Here is a 22,857-nt window from a genome sequence, read left to right as displayed (position 1 = left end):
TTCGTGTTCGAGGAGCCGTTTACGCGGCTTCGGCGTCCTCTTGCGGATCGCGCAGCACATAGCCGCGGCCCCAGACTGTCTCGATGTAGTTTTCACCGCCGCAGGCATGGCTCAATTTCTTGCGCAGCTTGCAGATGAAAACGTCGATGATCTTAAGCTCAGGCTCGTCCATGCCGCCGTAAAGGTGGTTAAGGAACATTTCCTTGGTGAGGGTCGTGCCCTTGCGAAGCGAGAGAAGCTCGAGCATCGCATATTCTTTGCCGGTGAGGTGCACACGGGCGCTGTCGACTTCGACGGTTTTTGCGTCCAAGTTAACGGCAAGCTTGCCGGTGCGGATGATCGACTGGCTGTGGCCTTTCGAGCGGCGCACAACAGCGTGAATACGTGCCACCAACTCTTCGCGGTGGAAGGGCTTGGTCACATAATCGTCGGCGCCAAAGCCGAAGCTCCGGATCTTGCTGTCCATCTCGGCAATGCCGGAGAGGATAAGAACCGGCGTTTGCACCTTGGCAACGCGCAGTTTCTTCAAGACGTCGTAACCGTGCATATCAGGCAGGTTGAGGTCCAGCAGGATGATGTCGTAATCATACAGCTTGCCCAGATCGAGGCCTTCTTCGCCCAAATCAGTTGAATAGACATTGAAGCCTTCGGTCGTCAGCATAAGCTCGATGGCTTTTGCCGTTGTCGGCTCGTCTTCAATCAACAACACTCGCATTTCTGGTCCCCTAGTTGCCCCAACTCGTGGAGGGAGATTTGCTCGGTAACGTCTCGCTAAGAGATGTTGCCCTCTATTAACCACACAAGTTCTGAACGGAAAAGGTTAATTATGCGTAAACCGAGCAATTCCGGCGAGTCGCGTGGTTTCTACTTAGTGCCTCAATAGGGGTTTGACCGCGGCGTTTGAGACACTTGAGACACTGTCCAGGGGGCGAAAACCCGCTCAGGCAAAATGGGGTTAAGGCCAAAGCGCGCCAGCGTTAGGATTAACGAAGAAAGGGTTACCATCTGAAAGCTCGCATAGCCTTGGGGGTGGGTTGAAGGAAAACTTCCAGTGTTTGAATCTATCAGCAAATAATGATCGAGTGACGCGCAATACTAGCTCTTAACTCTTGCAGGCTACTTCGGAGGTCTGAAGAGGAGAGTGTATCTTGATTCTTAAGCAATCCGACGAACGTTCAGGCGATTTTCTTCAACTCACACGATTGGTGAATCGCTGTGACGAAGTACAAAAACGTCGCCTTGACAAAGAATATGCAAAGCTAAGCTCGGGCAAAAAAGGCGAGCAGGATGCGGCATATTTCATGAACCGTGAATTTGGCGAAACCAATAGGACGGGCCTCCTCCACGACCTTCGTATCGGGGTCAATGATGACTATGCGCAGATTGATCATCTCGTCATCCACCGTTTGCAGGGGCGTGTGTGGCTTTGCGAAACGAAGAATTATGGTGGGAGATTGCAATGCAATGAGCACGGTGAGTGGACCGTTTGGTATGGCAAGAAACCGCAGCCCGTTGCTTCACCAATAAGCCAAGCGCGCCGTCAAGCGATCGTCCTTCGCCGCTGGTTCGACCTCAATAATTATGGCTATCTCGAAGTTTTGCCGATGGTCTTACTCGCGCCAACTGCCAGCGTTGATCGGCGAAGTATGCCCAACGATGTGACGGTTGTGAAATCCGACCAGTTTGGTGAGTGGTTCCAGCGCCAAGGAGACGAGTTGGGTGCAATGACCGCTTTGAAAATGGCTGCGGGTGCATTTTGGGAAAAACGGGATGAGGCATGGTTGCGGGAGTTGGGCGACAAACTCTGCCGTGCGCATACGCCCATAGTTTTCGATTGGGAGAAACGTTTGGGATTGGAGCCGAAAAAGCCTTCCACACAAGAACAGCAGCGTGGCTCAAATGTTCGCGTGCTGCTTAAAGCGAAGCAGGAAGCGAGCCGATTAGAGCCTGATCTTTCAATTATCGCAACTCCGCACGGCGAAATCACATTTATCGCACTCGGTGAAACTGAGGTTGCCATTCGGAACCCTCCGGTAAAGCCTTTGATCGATGCGGTGCGCGGCACGGTGAAAGGGCGAGGTCGTTGGCAGCCACGCTTCAAAAACTGGATCGTCAAGATTGAGGAATTCGCTGAAGTCCGCCGAGAAATTGAGGACAGGTTAGAAGAAGCTAAGAGCGAACGCCGCGCCTAGGCTGGTAGATTTGGTCTCAAATCCCCGCCAACTTCTTCGCCCGCCTGCGCTCTGCACTCGACCCCACCCCAATCGCCTCGCGGTATTTGGCGACCGTGCGCCGGGCGAGGCCGAAGCCTTCTTCGTTTAGCAGGTCTGCGAGTTTCTGGTCGGAGAGCACCTTCTTGGGGTCCTCGGCATCGGTGAGCGCTTTGATGCGCGCCTTGATCGCTTCGGATGATGCGCCTTCGCCGTCTGAGGAGGAAACGCCGCTGGTGAAGAAGTATTTGAGCTCGAACGTGCCGCGCTCGCACCACAGATATTTGTTGCTCGTCACGCGGCTGACCGTGCTTTCGTGCATGTCAATCTGCTCGGCGACTTCGCGCAAAGTGAGCGGGCGCAGTTCGGATACGCCGCGGCGGAAGAAACCATCCTGCTGCTTCACGATTTCGGCGGCGGTCTTAAGGATCGTCTTCTGCCTCTGGTCGAGCGCGCGGATCAGCCAGTGTGCATCGGCCAGCTTCTCTTTCAGCCAACCTTGCGTTTCGGCATCCGCGCTTTTGCTATCACCGCCAAGTTCCACATAATAGTCGCGGTTGACGACAAGGCGCGGCAGCGTGTCTTCGTTCAATTGAATATCCCAGCCGCCATCGTCTTTGGAGGCGAGCAGCACATCGGGCACCACCGCCTCGCTGGTCGAGGAGGCGAAGGCGAGGCCGGGCTTGGGGTCGTACTGGCGAAGCTCGCGCAACATATCGGCGAAGTCTTCATCATCGACGCGGCACAGCCGCTTGAGCCGCGCTATCTCACCCTTACCCAAAAAGTCGAGATTGGCGAGCAAGGTCGCCATTGCGGGATCATAGCGGTCGGCCTCCTTTGCTTGCAGCGCGAGGCATTCGCCAAGATCGCGTGCGCCGACGCCGGTGGGGTCGCACATCTGGACCACCTCAAGCGCGTCCTCGGCACAATCCATATCGACGCCCAGATCATAGGCGACATCGCGCAAGGGCGTGGTGAGATAACCCGCATCATCCAGCAACCCGGCGATATGACGGGCGACAAATTCCTCTTGCGGGTTACATGAAAGCCCGCCGATTTGCGCATCGAGATGTTCTGCAAGGGTGAGCTCTGCAGCCTTGGTGGCCTCTAGCCCCGGCAGATCGTCGATCCCGCCGCCCGAACCGCTGGCCGACCCCCATTCGGCGTCGCCAGAAGATCCGGCGCGCCCCGCCATATCGGCATCGCCCGTGTCGCGGTCACGGTCGAGCGCGCTTGCATCAATATCGAGGGGGGCTTCGCTCTCGCCCTGGCCCTGCGCCATCAATTGATCGCTGGTGATTTCCTCGCGCGGAATGTCGTCCGCCTCGCCAGAGGGCCCGTCCTTGTCGGCCGAGACCGCGCCGCTTTCGAGCAAAGGATTGCTCTCCAGCGCATCGCCAATGAATGTCTCGATCTCAAGGTTTGAGGCCGCGAGCAGCTTGATCGCCTGCTGCAGCTGGGGTGTCATCACCAGCTGCTGTGATTGGCGTAAGTCGAGGCGGGGGCCTAATGCCATGGGGAGCGCAGATCAGAGCGTAAAGCTCTCCCCGAGGTAGAGCCGCTTCACGTTTTCATCCGCGACCAAGGCTTGCGGCGTGCCTGCAAACAGGACTTGTCCGCCATAGATGATGCAGGCGCGGTCCACGATATCGAGCGTCTCGCGCACATTGTGGTCGGTGATAAGAACGCCGATCCCGCGCCGTTTCAGATCCTTCACAAGATCGCGAATATCGCTGATTGAAAGGGGGTCGATCCCGGCAAAGGGTTCGTCCAGCAGCATGATCGAAGGTTTCGCCGCGAGCGCGCGGGCAATTTCGCAGCGGCGACGTTCGCCGCCCGAAAGCGCCATCGCCGGGCTTTCGCGAAGGCGTGTGAGGCCAAATTCGTCGAGAAGACGTTCGAGTTCCTGCGCCCTTGTCTCGGCATCTGGCTCGACCATCTCGAGGACGCAATTAATGTTCTGTTCGACCGTCATCCCGCGGAAAATGCTGGTCTCCTGCGGAAGATAGCCGAGCCCCAGGATCGCCCGCCTGTACATCGGCAGTTTGGTGACATCTTCGCCGTCCATCAGGATGCGGCCCGAATCGGGCTTCACCAATCCCATGATCGAATAAAAGCAGGTGGTCTTGCCCGCGCCGTTCGGCCCCAGCAGACCAAGAACCTCGCCCTTGGCAACGGTCAGCGAAATGTCGGTGAGAACCGCGCGCTTGTCATAGCTCTTTGCAATCGAAACGACTTCGAGCCCGCCGTCGGGCATGGGCGCATTGGCATCAATAATGCTCTCGTCCGAGGCGTCCGGCCCATGTGAGCTTTCATCAAATGTAGCTGTGTCACTCATATGATTCTCGCTTAGCATTGTCCTCGCCCATGCGAAAAGGGCCATGCGATATTTTGGCAAGATTTTTGCTAGGACGCCCTTCTTTTCGCATGGATGCTACGAAAAAACCCTTAAATTCGGCGCTTTGCGCGGCCATTTGCGAGCGAATATTTGGCTTTGGTTACTGCGCTTGCAAGACTCGGCACTCTTTGAGATACTGTTTCCAGAGAGAGAAAGCCGTTGGGGAGCGCGCAAATGAGAGAGCTGTCACAGCACCGCCACATCGCCGAAGATCAAACCGTCGAGGTCAAGGACTGGCGCAAACGCATGAGCGATCATGTCGCCTGGGCGCTTCTGGTCTATACCGGATTGCAGATTTTCATGACCGTCAAGGCGTTGAGCGCCGGGATGTCGTCGATCCTTCCCTATATGGCTCTCATCATTCTTGTCGCCGCGATTATCCCTGCCTGCCGCTGGTTTGAGCGGCGCTGGACCGTTATGTCGGACGAAGAGGCGACTGACCCTGCTTTTGCTGGCGCGTTTCGCCGCGACACCGTCATGCTTTGGGCAATCGCGATCGGCCTGCCGCTGGTGCTGACCGGCCTTTGTAAAGTGATCTTCGCGATCGTCTGAAACAACCGCGAAAGACCATCACCAATTTTGAAATTGCGCTTGCTGTCTGCTTACTTGGCAGCGCGTTCGATCGCCTCGAGCACGATCTGGCGCGCTTCGGCGGCATTGCCCCATTTACCGATCCGCACCCATTTCTCGGCCTCAAGGTCTTTGTAGTGGGTGAAGAAGTGCTCGATCTGCTGCATGATGATCGAAGGCAGATCTTTCGTTTCGCCTACATCTGAATAGTAGGGGAAGGTCGTGTCGACCGGCACACACACGAGCTTTTCATCGCCGCCGTGTTCATCTTCAAGATTGAGAACGCCGATCGGCCGCGATTTCACGACGCAGCCCGGAATGAAGGGAGAGCGCGCGATCACGAGCGCGTCCAGAGGGTCGCCGTCGGGTGACAAAGTGTGCGGCACAAATCCGTAATTGGCAGGATAGCGCATGGGCGTGTGGAGAATACGGTCCACGAAAAGCGCGCCACTGGCCTTGTCGAACTCGTACTTTACCGGTTCGCCGCCGGTCGGCACTTCGATGATGACATTGAGGTCTTCTGGAGGATTATCCCCGGTCGGGATCATGTCGATACGCATTGAGAGGTTCCTGATGATTGCTGCAGGCGATACGCCCGCTCTGTTCGCCAAGCGCCTCTAGCGACCTGCAAGGCATTGCGAAAGCCCTTCCTTAGTCGTAATCGCGCGGCACAGTTTGCACGTCTGAGACATACAAGAGTTATGAGCAAGAACACTCCCAAGGCCATTCGCGGCACGCAGGACATCTTTGGACCCGAGGCAGAGGCCTTCGCTTTCGTGGTCGAAACCTTCGAGCGGGTGCGCAAGCTCTATCGGTTCCGCCGCGCTGAAATGCCGGTGTTTGAAAAGACCGAGGTGTTCAGCCGCGCGATTGGCGAGACGACCGATGTGGTTTCGAAAGAAATGTATTCTTTCGAGGATCGCGGCGGAGATTCGCTGACGCTGCGCCCTGAGTTTACCGCCGGGATTGCGCGGGCCTATCTTACCAATGGCTGGCAGCAGCACGCGCCTATGAAGCTGGCGACGCACGGCGCCCTGTTCCGGTACGAACGCCCGCAAAAAGGGCGCTATCGCCAGTTCCACCAGATTGATGCCGAAATTTTGGGCGCGGGCGAGCCGCAGGCCGATGTTGAGCTGCTTGCAATGGCAGACCAGCTTTTGAAAGAGTTGGGAATTGAGGGTGTGACCCTGCATCTCAACACGCTTGGCGATGCGGCGAGCCGCGATGCGTGGCGCAGCGGTTTGATCGAGTATTTCGGCAAGGTGCGCGGCGAATTGTCCGAGGACAGCCAGGAGCGTCTTGAGAAGAACCCGCTGCGTATTCTCGACAGCAAAGACCCGCGCGACCGTGCATTTGTTGCCGATGCGCCCAAGATTGACGAGTATCTGTCCGATGACGCGCTGGCCTTCTTCGAAAGCGTGACTGGCGGCCTTGATGCAAGCGGAGTGAAATGGAAACGCGCAGAGAGCCTCGTGCGCGGTCTCGACTATTACAGGCACACTGCGTTCGAGTTTATCCCGGATGAAGGTTCGGCGGCAGCGGGCGCCCTGGGATCGCAATCGACCGTGCTTGGTGGCGGGCGTTATGATGGCTTGATGGAAAGCCTCGGCGGGCCCGCGACACCTGCGGTCGGCTGGGCGGCCGGGATTGAGCGGTTGGCGATGCTCGTCGGTGAACGGGATATCGACAAGCCAGACGTGGTCGTTGTGGTCGAAGACGATAAAATGACGGCTGCAGGACAAAAAGCGGTCAGCGCGATTCGATCTGTTGGCCTTTCCGCAGAATTCATAGCCAGTGGCGGCAAAAAGAAACGTTTCGACAAAGCGGTGAAAGTTGGCAGCCATGTAATTCTGGCTATGAGTGATGGTGAACGACGTCTTCGCTATCAGTCCGAAGGTGAGGACAAGGAACGTATTTCCTCGGCACTATGGTCTCTGGATCTTGACCTATGACCATCCCCAAAGAACGCCTTGATCAGATTGGCCACCGCTTCGCCGAACTCGAAGCGCGTATGGCGAGCGGAACGCTTGAAGGTGACGAATTTGTTCAGGCCAGCCGCGACTATGCTGAGCTTGAACCTGTCGCCAAGATCGCCGCCGAAGTGACGAGCCTGCGCGACGAAATCACCGGACTTGAGGAGATGCTTCAGGACCCTGAGATGAAGGATATGGCTCAAGAAGAGCTCGCCGCGATCAACGAAAAGTTGCCCGAAAAGGAACGCGCTCTCGCTATCGCTCTGCTCCCGCGCGACCGGGCCGACAGCAAGCCCGCCATGCTCGAAATCCGTGCTGGCACGGGCGGCGATGAGGCGGCGCTTTTCGCGGGCGACCTTTTCCGGATGTATGAGAAATTTGCGGGCGAGCAGGGCTGGAGGGTCGAACCCGTTTCCATGAGCGCTTCGGAAGTGGGCGGTTTCAAGGAAATCGTCGCCAACATCACAGGGCAAGGCGTGTTCGCCAAGCTCAAGTTCGAAAGCGGCGTTCACCGCGTGCAGCGCGTCCCCGTCACTGAAAGCGGCGGGCGTATTCATACCTCGGCTGCGACCGTGGCGGTGCTGCCAGAACCCGATGAGGTTGATGTGCAAATCGATCCGGGCGACCTCAAAATCGACACCTATCGCGCATCTGGCGCCGGCGGTCAGCACGTTAACACCACCGATTCAGCAATTCGTATCACCCACGAGCCAACCGGCCTTGTGGTGACCTGTCAGGACGGACGCAGCCAGCACAAGAACCGCGAAAAGGCGATGCAGGTGCTGCGCGCAAGGCTTTATGAAAAGACCCGCGATGAGGCCCAGGGCGCAGAGGCCGAAGCGCGCAAGGCCATGGTGGGGTCGGGTGACCGCTCCGAGCGCATTCGCACCTATAATTTCCCGCAAGGCCGCGTCACCGATCACCGCATCGGACTGACCTTGCACAAGCTTGAAGAAGTGCTCGCTGGCACTGGGCTCAATGAATTGGTGCAAGCGCTGATTTCTGAGGACGAGGCCAAACGGCTGGCCGCGCTCGCCGAGTGAGTGTCGCAGAGGCCATCCGCGCCGCCACTACGAAGCTCAAAGTGACCAGCGATACAGCGCGTCTCGATGCAGAGCTGCTGATGGCACATGCGCTTGGTGTGAGCCGCTCAGATATGCTCTTGCGGCATATGCCGGACACTGCTCCGGCCACATATAATGACCTCATCTCCCGTCGCGCGGCGCGAGAACCCGTGGCGCATATCACAGGGCACCAGGAATTTTACGGGCGCGAATTTGCCGTGACGTCCGATACGCTGATCCCGCGCGGAGATAGCGAGGTGCTGATTGATACTGCCCTTGAACATGCGGCCAAGGCGATGCGCGTCCTCGATCTCGGGACAGGGACGGGCGCTCTGCTGATCACCGTGCTGCTGGAACTCGAGGGTGCGAGCGGCCTTGCAACAGATCAATCACAAGAAGCTCTGAAGGTGGCCGAGGGGAATGCCCGGATGCTGGACCTTGATAAGACCCGCGCCCGGTTTGAGTATCGCGATTGGACCAAAGAGGGCTGGGCCGAGGGTTTGGGTCAATTCGATCTGGTCTTGTGCAATCCGCCCTATGTCGAAGACGCTGCCGCGCTCGACCCCGATGTGCGCGAATTCGAGCCTGCATCGGCGCTTTTTGCAGGACCAGACGGGCTCGACGACTATCGCATTCTGATCCCGCAATTGCGCGCACTAATGACCGTCGGCGCTATCGCGATCCTTGAAATCGGCCACACTCAGGCTGGGGTTGTTACCCGGATCGCGCAAGGCCACAGTTTCAATGTGCGCCTGCGCAAGGACCTTGCGGGCCGCCCCCGGTGCTTGATGCTTAGTTGACGAAAAAGTCATCAGGGCTTGGCAAAAGCAATAAGGCTCGCTAGCTATCGAGTCGGAACACCATTTCGCGCCCTGATGCGAAAGGCTGGTCCAAGCTCCAAATTCCTTGATGAACGACCCAAGCGGGGGCTCCCCATAGGTCAGGCAAAATAGGATTTGAGAAGGCCGCATGGGCGGCGCGTTAGACGAAAGGTCTGCTGACCACGGATGCAGGGTTTAGGCACGCATCCGGGTCGTAAACAGGAAGATTTTCCTTGAATAACAATCGTAATAATCGTCGCCGTGGTAACCGTGGTAACCGTGGCAACCAAGGTGGCAACAACCAGAACCGCATCGACAGCCGCGCGCGGGGCAATGCGCCCCAGCTGCTCGACAAGTATAAGAAGCTTGCTCAAGACGCGCAGCACAATGGCGACAGGGTTCAGGCGGAATATTATCTCCAGTTTGCCGATCACTATTTCCGCGTGATTGCCGACAACAAGGCGCGTCAAGATGAAGCTCGTTCAAAACGCAATGACGAGCGCGGCGGCAATAATGACGATACCGATGACGAGGATGGCGATAACCGCCGCCGGAATAATCGCCGCAGCCGCTCGCGCCGCGATGATCAAGATAACGATTCTGGCGACAACGCCTCAAACGATCAGGGCGAAGCCGGCAGCGAAGGCGAACAGGCAGGCGCTGATGAAGAAAACGCAAAGCCGAAACGCCGTGCCCGTAAGCCAAAGGCGGACAAGGGTGATGGCGATGAGGCGCCGAAAAAGCGGACCCGTCGCAAGAAGGCGGATGATACGGACGCAGACACAAGCGCTCAGCTCGATAGCTCTGTCCTGCCACCGGCGATCAGCGCTGCATCCGATGATGACAGCGACCTCGAAGCGGTCGGCTAGGCAGCTTTCCTGAGGCTGAGGGGATTGCGGGAATGAGCGAAGCGGCGCTGGACCCGTTTGAGGGCAGGCTGGCTTCGCTTTGGAGCCGTATCACTGCATTCGCTGCGAAATGGCCCGGGCTGACCTCGGCTTTTCTCGGGATGGTGGCCGCGCTTGGCTATCCCCCAGTTCACGGCTGGTGGGTTGCGCTTCCCGCGCTTGCGTTTTGGATTGCGCATTTGCGCAAGGCTAGCGGATGGCGCGGCGCTTTATGGATTGGTTGGACCTTTGGCTGGGCGCATCTGACGCTCGCCAACAATTGGATTGCCACCGCCTTTACCTATCAAGCGGAAATGCCCGAGATGCTGGGCTGGGTCGCGGTGCCGCTCTTGTGCATCTACCTCGCGGTTTATCCGGCGCTGGCTGCGTTGGTCGCGCATCTGCTGGCGCGGCGGAGTGGGGTGCTGGCGTTTGGTGCTGTGCTTTCGAGCGCATGGATTGTGACCGAGTGGCTGAGAAGCTGGGTGTTCACCGGCTATCCGTGGCCGCCCTTGGGGCTAATGCTTTTGGGCGGATGGGATTGGCCTGGTATCGCCATGTTATTGCCCATGCTGGGCACATATGCGCTCTCTGGTTTGGCTATAGTAATCGCTGGCTTACTGCTGAGCGCTTTTTGGTCTCGGCGATGGGGCCCTAGCGCACTGCTTGCCAGTTCTATCGTGATTGTAATGGCTTTCAGCCCGACCTCGTTTGAGCGAACATTTGTCGAGCGTAGCACTTTCCCGATCCCCGACCCTTCCAAATACACAGACATCAATTACACCCTCGTCCAACCGCTGATCTTGCAAGAAGAAATCAACGACGGCTCCAAATTCGAAGAGCAATTCCAACGCATCGCCCGCCTAACGACCAAGAATTCTGACCAGTCGCGCCTTGTCCTGTGGCCCGAAAGCGCGGTGCCGGATTATCTCGAGGACGGCTATCCCCAGCGCTACTACACAAGGATGACGGCAGGCGCGGACCCTGTATTTGCGCGCGAGCGGATCGGCACCGTAATTGGCCCTCAATCGACCTTGCTGACAGGCGTCGTAAACCTCAACATTGGCCTTGGCGAAGACGGCATCCCCCGCGCGCTTTCGGCCCGCAATTCGGTGCTCGCTATGAACGGTGAGGGGAAGATTACCCATCACTACGGCAAAGAGCATCTGGTGCCCTATGGCGAATATCTGCCGATGGAAGACATTCTTGGCGCTATTGGCCTGTCGCGGCTAACCTCTGGCACGATCCCCTATATCCCTGGCCCCGGCCCTCAGACACTCGACCTTGGTGAGCATGGCAAGGCAGGTATCCAAATCTGTTACGAGATCGTCTTCTCTGGCCAGGTGGTCGATGAGGACAACCGTCCCGATTATCTCTTCAACCCTTCGAACGATGGCTGGTTTGGCAGTTGGGGGCCGCCGCAGCATTTGGCACAGGCCCGTATGCGCGCTATTGAAGAGGGGCTCCCGGTCCTTCGCTCCACCACCACTGGGATCAGTGCGGTGATCGATGCCAATGGCAACGTGATTCAGCACATCGCAAGCGGCGAGGCGGACGCGATTCATGGCCAAATCCCCTCGGCGAAACCGCCAACGCTTTTCTCAAAATTGGGCAATGCGCTTCCCCTGATGTGGGCCGCACTGCTCGCAGCACTGGGGCTCGGCGTGCCGAGATTGCTTGCCTTGCGCAGCGCGCGCAGCTAGGGATTCAAGAAGATCACATAAAGACTTCCTTATATCTGCATAAGGGCGTTACGCATGTGTCTCCCATAGTCCCTTGGACCACCCGCTCTGGAAGGCCCTCACACAATGCGCAGCAATTATCTCTTCACCTCTGAAAGCGTTTCCGAAGGCCACCCCGACAAGGTTTCGGATCAGATTTCGGACGCCATTGTCGACCTCATGCTGTCCAAAGACCCCGAAGCGCGTGTTGCTTGCGAAACGATGACCACGACCCAGCGCGTGATCCTATCTGGCGAAATCCGCTGCAAGGCGATGTATGACAGCGAGAATGCGGCATGGGCGTTCAATGGCGGCTGGGCACCCGGCGCGAAGGACGAGATCGAACGCGCTGTTCGCTCAACCGTGCGCGATATCGGTTACGAGCAAGAGGGGTTTCACTGGAAGACACTGGCCTTTGAAAACCACCTCCACGGTCAATCGGCACATATCGCTCAAGGCGTGGATTCGGGTGCAGATGGCTCTGGCAAAGACGAAGGTGCAGGCGATCAAGGCATCATGTTCGGCTTTGCGTGCGATGAGACTCCCGACTTCATGCCGGCAACGCTCGATTACAGCCACAAGATTTTGGAGCGGCTTGCAAATGACCGGCACTCAGGCACTGCGCCTTTCCTTGAGCCTGACGCGAAGAGCCAGGTCACGCTGCGCTATGAGAACGGCAAGCCTGTAGCCTGCACCGCGATTGTCGTCAGCACTCAGCACGCCGAAGGTTATGACGAAGGCGAAAAAGAGGCCGAGCTTCATGCCTATGTCAAGGGCGTCGTTGCCGATATTTTGCCTGAGGGTTTCATCTCGAACGAGACGATCTGGCACATCAACCCGACGGGCAGCTTTGTTATCGGTGGACCTGATGGTGATGCAGGACTGACGGGGCGCAAGATTATCGTCGATACCTATGGCGGCGCGGCCCCTCACGGGGGCGGTGCGTTCAGCGGTAAGGATCCGACCAAGGTTGACCGCAGCGCAGCTTACATCACCCGTTACCTTGCAAAGAACGTCGTGGCCGCAGGGCTCGCCACGCGCTGCACCATTCAGATCGCTTATGCGATTGGCGTGTCGGAGCCATTGTCGCTGTATGTCGATACGCATGGGACCGCGGCACAGGGCGTTACTGATGCGAGGCTCGAAGACGCGATCCAATCCATCGACAAGCTTGGCGGGCTCACCCCGCGTTCGATCCGCACCCATTTGGGGTTGAACAAGCCGATCTACCGGATCAGCGCAGCCTATGGCCATTTTGGCCGCACAGCGGATGGTGACACATTCCCATGGGAACGCACCGATCTGGTCGACGATCTGAAAGCTGCGCTCGTTTAACCAACCCCGCGACCTCAGTTGCCAGCTTCGGGGGTGTGCTCACCCAGCATGGGGGACGGGTGGTCGAGCGCCAATTGCGCATCGGAAAAGGTGAAGGGAGAGCGCACGCCCGGCATCCCGCCGAGATCAACACGCATACCTCGCGCGATCACCTGTGGGTCGGCGAATACTTCGTCCAACTGGTTGATCGGGCCTGCGGGAATGCCGTGGCTGGCGCAAGCCTCAAGCAAAGCCTCCTTGGTCCAGGTGGCCGTCGCCTTTGCAATCTCGTCATCGAGTGCGGCTGCGTTCTCGACCCTTCCGCCATTGGTTCCAAACCGCGGGTCTTCGGCCAGATCCTCACGGCCCAGCATGGCAACAATTCGCGTAAACAGGCGGTCATTGGCTGGCGCAAGTATCACATGGCCGTCGCTCACCGGAAAGACGCCATAGGGCGCCACTTGCGCATGAGTGTTGCCCATACGCGGCGGGTTCTGCCCCGTGTTGAAGTGATAGGTTGCCTGGTTCGCCAAAAGCGCGACTGAACAATCGAGCAGGCTTATATCGACGTGCTGCCCGCGCCCGGTTCTGTGGCGCTGCAATAGCGCAGCTTGAATTCCGTTCGCGGCATAGACACCGGTGGAAAGGTCGCTGATCGAAATGCCCATTTTGACAGGCTCGCGCGCTGGCTCTCCAGTCAATGACATGAAGCCGCTCATCCCCTGAATCACGAAGTCATAGCCGGCCTCGTGGGCGCGGGGACCGGTCTGGCCAAAGCCTGTGATCGAACAATAAACGAGGCGTTCGTTCAATGCGCCAAGCGAGGTGTAATCGAGACCGAACTTGGCAAGGCCTCCGGTCTTGAAATTCTCGATCAGAACATCGGCGCCCTTGGCAAGTTCGCGCACCCGCTCAAGGTCGCTTGCATCCCCGAAGTCCGCGACGATCGAGCGCTTTCCGCGATTGGCCGCATGGTAGTATGCCGCCTCGCGCCGCGCCTTACCATCGGGTCCTTCACGCTCGACCCAGGGCGGGCCCCAGGCTCTGGTGCCGTCGCCCTCCGGGCTTTCAACCTTGATAACATCGGCACCTAGGTCAGCGAGGATTTGCCCTGCCCACGGGCCAGCAAGCACACGCGCAAGTTCGAGCACTTTCAGCCCGGCAAGAGGCGCATCGGGATTGCGGGGCGCTTTCAGCCACATAGGAGCATCAGGCCGTTTTGAGCGCCACTTCGTAGAATGCGCTGGTGCTGGCCGCAATATCCTCTTCGCTTACCCCTGGGGCCAGTTCGATGAGACGGAATGATTCTTCCTTCGAAGGCCTTTGAAAAACGCCAAGGTTGGTGATGATCATATCGACCACACCAGCACCTGTTAGCGGAAGGCTGCATTCGGGGATGAATTTGGGTGAGCCGTCTTTTGCGGTGTGGTCCATCACCACGATTATCTTTTTGACGCCTGCGACAAGATCCATCGCACCGCCCATGCCCTTGATCATTTTGCCCGGGATCATCCAGTTCGCAATGTCGCCGTTCTGGGCCACTTCCATCGCGCCCAGCACGGTGAGGTCGATATGACCCCCGCGGATCATGGAGAAGCTTGTCGCACTATCGAAATAGGCGCTGTGCGGCAGTTCACTGATTGTCTGTTTGCCTGCGTTGATGAGGTCGGGGTCGACTTCGTCTTCGTAAGGGAACGGACCGATTCCCAGCATACCGTTTTCGCTCTGAAGCGTGACCAGCATGCCTTCGGGGATGTGGTTCGCGACCAGTGTGGGGATGCCAATGCCAAGATTGACGTAATAGCCATCTTCGAGCTCTTGTGCGGCGCGCGCGGCCATTTGGTCTCTGGTCCAGCCCGTCGGTGCTTGTGTCATTGTTCACTTCCTGCAGAGATGAGGGGTTGCGGGATCAAGAACCAGCCATCGCCAATCAATGGTTCGAGGCTTTGCGCATCGGCGGGGTTCTTGAGGTAATCGTAAAGCTCGTCAAAATCAGAGCGGGTGTCGCCGGCAATCGCAATAAGGCAACTGATCTGCGATAGCTCTTCGCGCAGGGTCTGTTTGCGGTCATCTTCCCCCCGCAAGAGCAACACGCGGTCCTCATTGTTGAGGTCGAGGCCTGAATATCTCAGCGCGCGGGTGATCGCATCAATCTGGTCGATGGTGTTCGCCGAAATCCAGGCGACCGAGATGCCGTTCAATCGGAGCTGATTTAGCCCGCGCGCAAGGCCCGATGGGGGGCGCGAGGCGGTCTTTGAATCGAACAGGCCGCCTTCAGGATCGAGGTCAATCAGAACCGTGGGGGCAATGCCGTTGCATTCGGCGCGCTCGGGCGTGAGGGCGATCCGGTCCAGCAGCATTGCGCTTTCCGGTGTCTCATCAGCGCTGATCTGCCGCGAATTGGCGTAGGACAAAAGCTGGTTGATGCCCGTAAGGGCGTTGCGCGACTGGCCCGAAATCGACGCCGGAGGCTGGGTGGGTGGAATTGCTGCCGCCGCCTCTTCCAATGGTTCGCGCGCCGAAGGAATGGGCGCGGGCAGCGACGATGCGCTAGAGGCAAGCTCGGCAGGCGGCGTGTTTGCTTGCGGCGCCGAGCTGGAAAGCGCGGGCGAGGAAGGGCCGACAGGTGATGCAGCCAGATCGGTCTGGATCGGGTCTGGTAACTGCGTCACAGCCGATGGGCTCTCAGATGGAGCCGGACTTGAACGGACTATCGCAACCGTTGGCGGCGGGGTGGCGGATGTGATGGGCTGAGCCGGAGGGAGATTGGGGCCGGCCAAATCGGGCGCGCGGCCAAACCGTCCTTGATCTTCCGGCGTTTCGGGCAAAGCAGGCGCGCGCGCGGACGGGGCGGGGTCATTGGACGGTGCTGGAGCCAGATCGGCATCCATGGGCTCTTGAGTCGCAGCATTTGAGGCGACCTCGACCACCGGGTTCACGATTGGCGCGGCTTCAGGCCCTGCAACGCTTGAAGCGTCTTCGCGCGAAATCTGTCGCTCTCCGATAAGGCCGCCAGCCGCGATCGGGATGGCCGCGGCAACGCATCCTTGCAAGGTAATTGCCGCCCCTGCGAGCAATGCAAGGCGTGTGCTGTTCAATTTGCCCCTCATGCGTTTTATGCGTCCTCTCTTGTGCGAACCGTGCGGAACTCGATCTTTTTATCGTAAGGCGCGCCCAACACTATCCGGTTTACAAAGACACCGGGCAAATGGATCTCGTCGGCCTCCAATGCGCCCGAGGGCACGATTTCCTCGACTTCGGCCACGCACACCTTGCCGCATGTGGCGGCCGGTTGGTTGAAGTTGCGAGCGGTTTTGCGGAAAATGAGGTTGCCCGTCTCATCCGCTTTCCACGCCTTGATAACCGACAGGTCGGCGAAAATTCCGCGTTCAAGGATGTAAGTCGACATGACGCCATCCTGATCGGGAAATTCGGCGTGCTCCTTGCCCTTGGCCACTTCTGTGCCGACGCCTGTCTTGGTGTAGAAGCCGGGAATTCCCGCGCCGCCTGCGCGCATGCGTTCAGCGAGCGTGCCTTGAGGACAGAATTCAACCTCAAGCTCACCTGCGAGATACTGGCGCTCAAACTCTTTGTTTTCGCCAACGTAGGATGAGATCATCTTCTTGACCTGGCGGGTGCGCAAGAGCTTGCCGATCCCTTCATTGTCGATCCCGGCATTGTTGCTGGCAAAGGTAAGGCCAGTGACGCCACTTTCCTGAATTGCATCCAGGAGGCGTTCGGGAATGCCGCACAGACCAAAGCCGCCCGCAGCGATCAAAATGTCATTTTTCAGCACGCCATCAAGTGCGGCTGCAGCAGAAGGATAGATCTTTGACATAGAGGTAAGCCTGTCGGTTCGAGTGTTTGTCGAGTGTTGTGGCGCGTTGATCGGGACGCGCCCAATGCACTTATATGGTCTTGTGCTGCTGCTGGCTACTCGCTCGCGCAATTGCTGCCACCAACTTTGCCGTGTCCAAATTCCGCCATTCGGCAACTGAAATCCGCAAAATGCACATAAGATAGGCAAAAGATCATAAAATGGGCAGGCAAAAGTGCGTAAAATCACATCACTGTAACAGTTTCCTGTCCGGACGTTGCGCTTCATGCAACAAAGGATGAACCTTTCGCACTTGCACAAAAAGTGTTCCCAATGCAGTAAGTGGTCATGCCTTTCAGGCATCCTCTCCCAAACTTTCAAGCCCGGCCTTTGTGCCGGGCTTTTTTTCTGTTTGCTGCGATTTTCCGCTCGCATTTTACCGTCTCGCCGTCGAGGCTGTGCCTTGCACAATGATCGGTTTGAGGTCTGATCCTTTGGCGAACTGGCAAAGTGTGGTTTGCAATCAAGGGGAGCGCGTCCTAGCTAAATCAGAGCATTGCAATTCACCCGCGCACTCATCCGCGCACGTTGCTCAAGGACCCGCTTCATGGCTGACGCCGACACTGACACTGCTCAATCCCGCACGGCTGTGCGCTTGCAAGTTGCCCCAGCGCGGCAGGAAGAATCAGGCCAGGGGGTGGCCCGAATGCCGCGCTCGGCCTTTCAAAAGCTCGGAATTACCGAAGGCGACGTGGTCGAAATCACCGGCAAGCGGTCAACGGCGGCGATTGCGCTGCCCGCCTATCAGGAAGACGAAACGCTTGATGTGATCCGCTTGGATGGCTTGCAACGCGGCAATGCCGAAGCGGGTTCTGGTGAGCATGTGGATATCGTGGTTGGCAAGTCGCGCCCTGCAACGCGCGTTGTCTTTGCCCCGGCCCAGCGCGACATGCGGCTTCAGGGTCCTACCCAGGCTTTGAAGCGCAACTTTTTCAAAAAGCCGTTGGTGACAGGCGATCTTGTTGCAACCACCGGACAGCAGCCGGTGCAGAACATGCCATCGGACGTGCGCCAATTGCTGCGTGCGCCCGCCTATGCGCTCACACAGATCCGCTTGTGCGTTCATGCGACCAACCCAAAAGGTGTCGTCCATATTGACGAAAACACCGAAGTTGAGCTTCGCACCGAATTCGAAGAACCGCGCGATGCACGCGCTGTGGTCAATTATGACGATGTTGGCGGAATGGAAGAGACCATTCAGGCGCTGCGTGAAATGGTTGAATTGCCGCTGCGCTATCCTGAGCTTTTCACCCGTCTTGGCGTCGATCCGCCCAAAGGCGTCCTGCTCCATGGCCCTCCCGGCACAGGCAAAACGCGCCTTGCACAGGCGGTTGCCAGTGAAAGCGATGCAGAGTTTTTCATTATCAACGGGCCGGAGATCATGGGCTCGGGCTATGGCGAGAGCGAAAAGCGTCTGCGTGAAGTTTTCGAAGAAGCTTCGCGCGCATCGCCTGCGATCATTTTCATCGACGAGATCGATTCGATCGCACCCAAGCGCACGCAGGTGCCGGGCGAAGCGGAAAAGCGGCTTGTTGCGCAAATGCTCACCCTGATGGACGGGCTGGAATCGCGCGCGAATATCGTTGTGATCGCAGCGACCAATCGCCCCGATGCCATCGACGAAGCGCTTCGGCGTCCGGGCCGCTTTGACCGCGAAATTGTGGTGGGCGTTCCTGACCCGACCGGCCGCCGTGAGATTCTTGCGATCCACACCCGCGGGATGCCATTGGAAGATAAGGTCGATCTCTCGGAGCTCGCGCGCATGACGCACGGTTTTGTCGGCGCTGATCTTGCTGCTCTGGCGCGGGAAGCGGCGATTGATGCTGTCAGGCGGATCATGCCGCGCCTCGATCTTGATGCGCGCGAGATTCCTGCCGATGTGCTCGAAGACCTCTGCGTGACCCGCAATGATTTCCTGAACGCCCTCAAGCGCATCCAGCCTTCCGCCATGCGCGAAGTGATGGTGCAAATGCCCAACGTCAGCTGGGACGATATTGGCGGCGTGGGCGATGCGGTCGACAAGCTGAAAGAGGGGATCGAGATGCCCCTTAAAAACGCTGAAGGGTTCCGCCGTCTGGGCATCCGTCCGGCCAAGGGTTTTCTTCTCTATGGCCCTCCCGGCACTGGCAAGACCTTGCTGGCCAAGGCTGTTGCCAAGGAATCGGAAGCCAATTTTATCTCGCTCAAATCCTCCGATTTGCTCAGCAAATGGTACGGTGAGAGCGAGCAGCAAATTGCCAAGTTGTTTGCACGTGCAAGGGCGGTTGCGCCTTGCGTGCTGTTCATCGACGAGATCGACAGCCTCGTGCCCGCGCGCGGTTCAGGGCAGGGCGAGCCGCAAGTCACAGGCCGCGTGGTCAACACCGTGCTGGCCGAAATGGATGGTCTCGAAGAGTTGCAATCGGTCATCGTCATCGGTGCCACCAACCGCCCGACCTTAATGGACCCGGCACTCCTTCGCCCGGGCCGCTTTGACGAGCTTGTCTATGTCGGAACCCCCGATCTTGAGGGCCGCCGCCATATCCTTGGCATCCATACCGAGAACATGCCGCTTGCCAGCAATGTGGACCTTGGTGAGGTCGCGGCCAAAACCGACCGCTTTACCGGTGCGGACCTCGAAGATGTGGTGCGCCGCGCAGGGCTTGGCGCTTTGCGGCGTATGGGCGGCGAGGTTTCTGCGGTCGAGATGCAGGACTTTGAAGATGCTCTGGAAGACAGCCGTGCAACCGTCACTCCGCGAATGGAAGCGGAGTACCGGGCGATGCGCGGCGAGTTGAAGAAGCGCGCAGTGGAAGCCAATCCTATCGGCTTCCTTGCGCCGGAGCATCTGCAATCGACGCGTGGCGAGAAACACGGGTAAGCGTGGTCAAGTCCGCTTGGCGATGAGCCAGCATATGATTGCAAACACGGCCAATGAGACAGCCGCTGCACCGGCAACGGTCAGCGTCTGCTCATGCATGACCACGCCGGATGTTTCATCGAAATATCGACCCTCGGCATTGTAGGGCAAGGACCGCCGCACAAGCCATATGCTGGCGCTGGCGCAGGTTGCGAGGAACAGCAGGATAGAGGACGCCCGAAGGGCGGGGCCAAGCTTCAATGCGCCGCGTCCCAGCTTGCTCCTGTGCCAATGTCGATGGCCAGCGGGACGTCGAGAGAGACCGCAGGGAGCGCTGCCTCCGCCATCACACGCTCGATGATCGGCGAGGCTTCGGCCACATCTCCCTCGGGCAGCTCGAACACCAATTCATCGTGCACTTGCAGGAGCATCCGGACATCGCTCAGCCCTACATCGCGAAGGGCAGGCAGCATCCTTGCCATGGCGCGCTTGATAATGTCGGCGCTGGTCCCCTGAATAGGCGCATTGATTGCCGCGCGTTCTGATCCCTGACGCTCGGCCTGATTCTTGGACTTGATTCGGGGAAACCAGGTTTTGCGGCCAAAGAGCGTCTCGGAATAACCACGCTCGCCCACGCTGGTGAGCGTTTCAGAGATGTAGCGCTGGATGCCGGGGAAGCGTTGGAAATAGGTGTCGATCATGTCCTGCGCTTCGTCTGGTTCAACCTCAAGGCGGCCAGCGAGGCCCCAGCGCGAGATGCCATAGAGGATGGCGAAGTTGATCGTCTTGGCGCGGGCGCGAGTGTCTCTGGTGACTTCGCCAAACATCTCGGTCGCGGTGCGCGAGTGGATGTCTTCGCCATTTGCAAATGCCTCTTTCAGCGTTTCGACATCGGCCATATGCGCAGCCAGCCGCAGCTCGATCTGGCTGTAGTCGGCCGCAAGCAGCACATTGCCGTCTTCGGGCACGAACGCCTCGCGAATTTGCCGTCCAATCGGCGTGCGGATGGGGATGTTTTGCAGGTTCGGATCGGTTGAGGACAGCCGCCCGGTCTGCGCGCCCACAAGGCTGTAGCTTGTGTGCACACGGCCGGTATTCGGGTTGATTTGGGCCTGGAGCGCATCGGTGTAGGTCGATTTCAGTTTCGACAAATGCCGCCATTCGAGCACCTTCTTGGTGATCTTGGCGGCTTCGGGGTTGGCGCTCAGTTTTTCAAGGGTAGCCTGATCGGTCGAGTACTGCCCGCTCTTGCCTTTCTTGCCACCTTTAAAGCCCATTTTGTCGAACAGGATTTCGCCCAATTGCTTCGGGCTGCCGACTGAAAATTCTTCGCCGGCCGCCTCGTGGATCTCCTTTTCGAGGCTAGCGGTTTCTGTGGCGAATTCTTCGGACAGTTTGGCAAGCCGTGCGCGATCGACCTTGATGCCTTCGCGTTCCATCCCGGCGACCACCGGTATCAGAGGACGGTCAACGCGTTCGTAAATGCCCGTTCCGCCCTCTTCGGATAGGCGCGGCTTTAGCATGCGATAAATGCGCAAGGTAACGTCGGCGTCCTCGGCGGCATATTCGGTCGCACGGTCCAAGGGTACTTCGCCAAAGGGGATAGCCTTTTTGCCCGTCCCGCAAACCTCTTTAAACGAAAGCGGGGTGTGCCCAAGGTGGCGTTCGGAAAGCTCGTCCATGCCGTGCCCGCCTCCAATGCCCTCGCCTCGGCCAGCATCGAGGTCGAAGCTCATCACCATTGTGTCTTCGATGGGTGCAACGCTGATCCCGGAGCGTTCAAGAACGTTCAGATCGTACTTGCCGTTTTGGAAGACTTTGAGAACAGAGGTCTCTTCGAGCATGGGCTTGAGCGCTGCGAGCGCATCGCCCATCGGCACTTGCTCGGGTTTTTCGGCGAACATATCGTCGCCGCCCCCCTCACTCGTATAATGCGCGAGCGGGATGTAGCAGGCATCATTAGGGCCAAGCGCGAGGCTCACACCCACGAGATCGGCCTGCATCGCATCCAATGACGATGTCTCGGTATCGACCGCAACAAGCCGCGCGGCCGTGGCCCGGCGGACCCATTCTTCAAGCCGCTCCAGTGTCTGCACCGTTTCATAGGCGCTGCGGTCGACCTTTGGCATTTCGGGAAGCGGCTGACGGTTGCCTTCGGCTGTCCCCTTGTCGCCGCCCTTGTCCGCTTTGGCAGGGTTTAGGTTATTCGTGCGCTCTGGCGAGCCTGAGCCTGCTCCGAGTCGTTTGAGGAGCGAATTGAAGCCGTGCGTTTGAAGAAACTCGGCTAGTGGCTCTTCGGGAATTTTGGTGAGCGCCATGTCCTCGAGCGCCACGGGTAGGTCGCAATCTTCCTTGAGCGTAACCAGGACGCGCGACATTTCTGCATCCTCGCGACCCTCGATCAGGCGTTCTTTCAGCTTGGACTTTTTCATATCCGGCGCTTGGTCAAGCGCGGCCGTGAGCGAACCATGCTCAGCAATAAGCTTGGAAGCGGTCTTTGGCCCTACGCCGTAAATGCCGGGAATATTGTCGACGCTGTCCCCCATAAGCGCCAGCACATCGCCAACGAGATCGGGCTTCACACCGAATTTCTCCTCGACCTCATCAACATAGATGCGCTGCGACTTCATCGTGTCGAGCATGTCGATGCGCGCGCCGTTTTCCTCGCCCACCAATTGCATCAGATCCTTGTCGGAAGAAACGATGGTGACGTCCCAGCCCTGGCGCTGAGCCTCGCGGGCGTAGGAGGCGATCAGGTCGTCTGCCTCCAGCCCTTGCTCCTCGATGCACGGCAAGCTGAAGGCGCGCGTCGCATCGCGGATCAACGGGAATTGGGGGCGAAGATCCTCGGGCGGCTCTGGACGGTTGGCCTTGTATTCAGGGTAGATATCGTTGCGAAAGCTCTTCGAATCCTTGTCGAGGATCACCGCCATATGGGTCGGACCGTCGGCAGCATCCAGATCGTCGGCCAGCTTCCAGAGCATGGTGGTGTAGCCATAGACCGCACCCACGGGCGTCCCTTCCGGGTTCGTGAGCGGGGGCAAGCGGTGATAGGCGCGAAAAATATAGGCCGAACCATCGACGAGATAGAGATGCTTTTGCTTGTCTGACATAGGTCATCGCTAGCACCCTGTGCAGCTTCGCGTAAGAGCGCATCGACGCTTTAGCCCCACTCGCAATGCC

General features: G+C 58.4%; 19 protein-coding genes. 9 read left to right on the top strand and 10 right to left on the bottom strand.

Annotation, left to right across the window (positions count from 1 at the left end):
- Nucleotides 1-19: 19 nt before the first annotated feature.
- A complete protein-coding gene (locus MWU38_RS05605) occupies nt 20-715 on the bottom strand; it encodes a response regulator transcription factor CtrA (RefSeq protein WP_247270830.1) in 696 nt (231 codons plus the stop codon).
- Between the two features lie 433 nt (nt 716-1,148).
- Between MWU38_RS05605 and MWU38_RS05600 the strand changes: the two genes are divergently transcribed.
- On the top strand, nt 1,149-2,192 hold the full coding sequence (locus MWU38_RS05600; RefSeq protein WP_247270829.1) for a nuclease-related domain-containing protein: 1,044 nt from the start codon (nt 1,149-1,151) through the stop codon (nt 2,190-2,192).
- A 16-nt stretch (nt 2,193-2,208) separates the two neighbouring features.
- On the opposite strand, the gene rpoN is transcribed toward MWU38_RS05600, so the two are convergent.
- A complete protein-coding gene (gene rpoN / locus MWU38_RS05595) occupies nt 2,209-3,726 on the bottom strand; it encodes an RNA polymerase factor sigma-54 (protein ID WP_247270828.1) in 1,518 nt (505 codons plus the stop codon).
- A gap of 12 nt (nt 3,727-3,738) precedes the next feature.
- Nucleotides 3,739-4,467, bottom strand: coding sequence for an LPS export ABC transporter ATP-binding protein (gene lptB / locus MWU38_RS05590; RefSeq protein ID WP_247271249.1), 729 nt, complete (start codon nt 4,465-4,467; stop codon nt 3,739-3,741).
- 315 nt (nt 4,468-4,782) lie between these two features.
- On the opposite strand from lptB, the gene MWU38_RS05585 reads away from it, so the two are divergent.
- Nucleotides 4,783-5,160, top strand: a complete 378-nt coding sequence (locus tag MWU38_RS05585) for a hypothetical protein (RefSeq protein ID WP_247270827.1) — start codon at nt 4,783-4,785, stop codon at nt 5,158-5,160.
- 50 nt (nt 5,161-5,210) lie between these two features.
- Here MWU38_RS05585 and ppa read toward each other — a convergent pair whose 3' ends face one another.
- A complete protein-coding gene (gene ppa / locus MWU38_RS05580; RefSeq protein WP_247270826.1) occupies nt 5,211-5,738 on the bottom strand; it encodes an inorganic diphosphatase in 528 nt (175 codons plus the stop codon).
- Between the two features lie 141 nt (nt 5,739-5,879).
- Here ppa and hisS point away from each other — a divergent pair, with 141 nt between their 5' ends.
- From hisS to metK, 6 genes are all read left to right on the top strand, one after another.
- Nucleotides 5,880-7,130: a histidine--tRNA ligase gene (gene hisS, locus MWU38_RS05575; RefSeq protein ID WP_247270825.1), complete on the top strand. Its 1,251-nt coding sequence runs from the start codon at nt 5,880-5,882 to the stop codon at nt 7,128-7,130.
- Entirely contained in the window at nt 7,127-8,194 is a 1,068-nt protein-coding gene (prfA, locus tag MWU38_RS05570; protein ID WP_247270824.1) for a peptide chain release factor 1, read from the top strand. The genes hisS and prfA overlap by 4 nt, the downstream gene beginning before the upstream one ends.
- Nucleotides 8,191-9,015 carry a peptide chain release factor N(5)-glutamine methyltransferase gene (prmC, locus tag MWU38_RS05565; RefSeq protein WP_247270823.1) on the top strand — a complete coding sequence of 275 codons (825 nt, stop codon included), beginning with the start codon at nt 8,191-8,193 and terminating at the stop codon, nt 9,013-9,015. Before prfA ends, prmC begins: the two co-directional genes overlap by 4 nt.
- Nucleotides 9,016-9,269: 254 nt before the next feature.
- Nucleotides 9,270-9,905, top strand: a complete 636-nt coding sequence (locus tag MWU38_RS05560) for a DUF4167 domain-containing protein (protein ID WP_247270822.1) — start codon at nt 9,270-9,272, stop codon at nt 9,903-9,905.
- A gap of 32 nt (nt 9,906-9,937) precedes the next feature.
- On the top strand, nt 9,938-11,626 hold the full coding sequence (gene lnt, locus MWU38_RS05555; protein ID WP_247270821.1) for an apolipoprotein N-acyltransferase: 1,689 nt from the start codon (nt 9,938-9,940) through the stop codon (nt 11,624-11,626).
- A gap of 105 nt (nt 11,627-11,731) precedes the next feature.
- Nucleotides 11,732-12,979, top strand: coding sequence for a methionine adenosyltransferase (metK, locus tag MWU38_RS05550; protein WP_247270820.1), 1,248 nt, complete (start codon nt 11,732-11,734; stop codon nt 12,977-12,979).
- Nucleotides 12,980-12,993: 14 nt separating this feature from the next.
- Here the strand turns inward: metK and MWU38_RS05545 are convergent, their stop codons facing one another.
- Genes MWU38_RS05545 through MWU38_RS05530 form a run of 4 tightly spaced genes read right to left on the bottom strand, consistent with a single transcriptional unit; the run spans nt 12,994 to nt 16,796 of the window.
- Entirely contained in the window at nt 12,994-14,160 is a 1,167-nt protein-coding gene (locus tag MWU38_RS05545) for a CaiB/BaiF CoA-transferase family protein (RefSeq protein ID WP_247270819.1), read from the bottom strand.
- A 7-nt stretch (nt 14,161-14,167) separates the two neighbouring features.
- The gene (locus MWU38_RS05540; protein ID WP_247270818.1) at nt 14,168-14,833 is read right to left on the bottom strand and encodes a CoA transferase subunit B; all 666 of its coding nucleotides are present in this window, start codon (nt 14,831-14,833) and stop codon (nt 14,168-14,170) included.
- Nucleotides 14,830-16,056 (bottom strand): hypothetical protein, encoded by a 1,227-nt coding sequence (locus tag MWU38_RS05535; RefSeq protein ID WP_247270817.1) that lies wholly within the window; start codon nt 16,054-16,056, stop codon nt 14,830-14,832. The genes MWU38_RS05540 and MWU38_RS05535 overlap by 4 nt, the downstream gene beginning before the upstream one ends.
- A gap of 17 nt (nt 16,057-16,073) precedes the next feature.
- A complete protein-coding gene (locus tag MWU38_RS05530) occupies nt 16,074-16,796 on the bottom strand; it encodes a CoA transferase subunit A (protein ID WP_247270816.1) in 723 nt (240 codons plus the stop codon).
- 586 nt (nt 16,797-17,382) lie between these two features.
- On the opposite strand from MWU38_RS05530, the gene MWU38_RS05525 reads away from it, so the two are divergent.
- Nucleotides 17,383-19,695: a CDC48 family AAA ATPase gene (locus MWU38_RS05525; protein ID WP_247270815.1), complete on the top strand. Its 2,313-nt coding sequence runs from the start codon at nt 17,383-17,385 to the stop codon at nt 19,693-19,695.
- A 6-nt stretch (nt 19,696-19,701) separates the two neighbouring features.
- On the opposite strand, the gene MWU38_RS05520 is transcribed toward MWU38_RS05525, so the two are convergent.
- On the bottom strand, nt 19,702-19,935 hold the full coding sequence (locus tag MWU38_RS05520) for a hypothetical protein (RefSeq protein WP_247270814.1): 234 nt from the start codon (nt 19,933-19,935) through the stop codon (nt 19,702-19,704).
- On the bottom strand, nt 19,932-22,787 hold the full coding sequence (polA, locus tag MWU38_RS05515; RefSeq protein WP_247270813.1) for a DNA polymerase I: 2,856 nt from the start codon (nt 22,785-22,787) through the stop codon (nt 19,932-19,934). Before polA ends, MWU38_RS05520 begins: the two co-directional genes overlap by 4 nt.
- Between the last annotated feature and the right edge of the window lie 70 nt (nt 22,788-22,857).

Origin of the sequence: Qipengyuania sp. S6317L1 (assembly GCF_023015615.1) — a bacterium.
In the GTDB taxonomy this organism is placed as follows: Bacteria; Pseudomonadota; Alphaproteobacteria; order Sphingomonadales; family Sphingomonadaceae; genus Erythrobacter.
This window is presented reverse-complemented; position numbering and strand designations above follow the sequence as displayed.

Coding starts and splice junctions, on each gene's coding strand:
- MWU38_RS05525 (WP_247270815.1), top strand. CDS start 17,383: ATGGCTGACGCCGACACTGACACTGCTCAATCCCGCACGGCTGTGCGC.
- MWU38_RS05530 (WP_247270816.1), bottom strand. CDS start 16,796: ATGTCAAAGATCTATCCTTCTGCTGCAGCCGCACTTGATGGCGTGCTG.
- lnt (WP_247270821.1), top strand. CDS start 9,938: ATGAGCGAAGCGGCGCTGGACCCGTTTGAGGGCAGGCTGGCTTCGCTT.
- rpoN (WP_247270828.1), bottom strand. CDS start 3,726: ATGGCATTAGGCCCCCGCCTCGACTTACGCCAATCACAGCAGCTGGTG.
- hisS (WP_247270825.1), top strand. CDS start 5,880: ATGAGCAAGAACACTCCCAAGGCCATTCGCGGCACGCAGGACATCTTT.
- lptB (WP_247271249.1), bottom strand. CDS start 4,467: ATGCCCGACGGCGGGCTCGAAGTCGTTTCGATTGCAAAGAGCTATGAC.
- prfA (WP_247270824.1), top strand. CDS start 7,127: ATGACCATCCCCAAAGAACGCCTTGATCAGATTGGCCACCGCTTCGCC.
- MWU38_RS05540 (WP_247270818.1), bottom strand. CDS start 14,833: ATGACACAAGCACCGACGGGCTGGACCAGAGACCAAATGGCCGCGCGC.
- polA (WP_247270813.1), bottom strand. CDS start 22,787: ATGTCAGACAAGCAAAAGCATCTCTATCTCGTCGATGGTTCGGCCTAT.
- MWU38_RS05585 (WP_247270827.1), top strand. CDS start 4,783: ATGAGAGAGCTGTCACAGCACCGCCACATCGCCGAAGATCAAACCGTC.
- MWU38_RS05605 (WP_247270830.1), bottom strand. CDS start 715: ATGCGAGTGTTGTTGATTGAAGACGAGCCGACAACGGCAAAAGCCATC.
- ppa (WP_247270826.1), bottom strand. CDS start 5,738: ATGCGTATCGACATGATCCCGACCGGGGATAATCCTCCAGAAGACCTC.
- metK (WP_247270820.1), top strand. CDS start 11,732: ATGCGCAGCAATTATCTCTTCACCTCTGAAAGCGTTTCCGAAGGCCAC.
- MWU38_RS05545 (WP_247270819.1), bottom strand. CDS start 14,160: ATGTGGCTGAAAGCGCCCCGCAATCCCGATGCGCCTCTTGCCGGGCTG.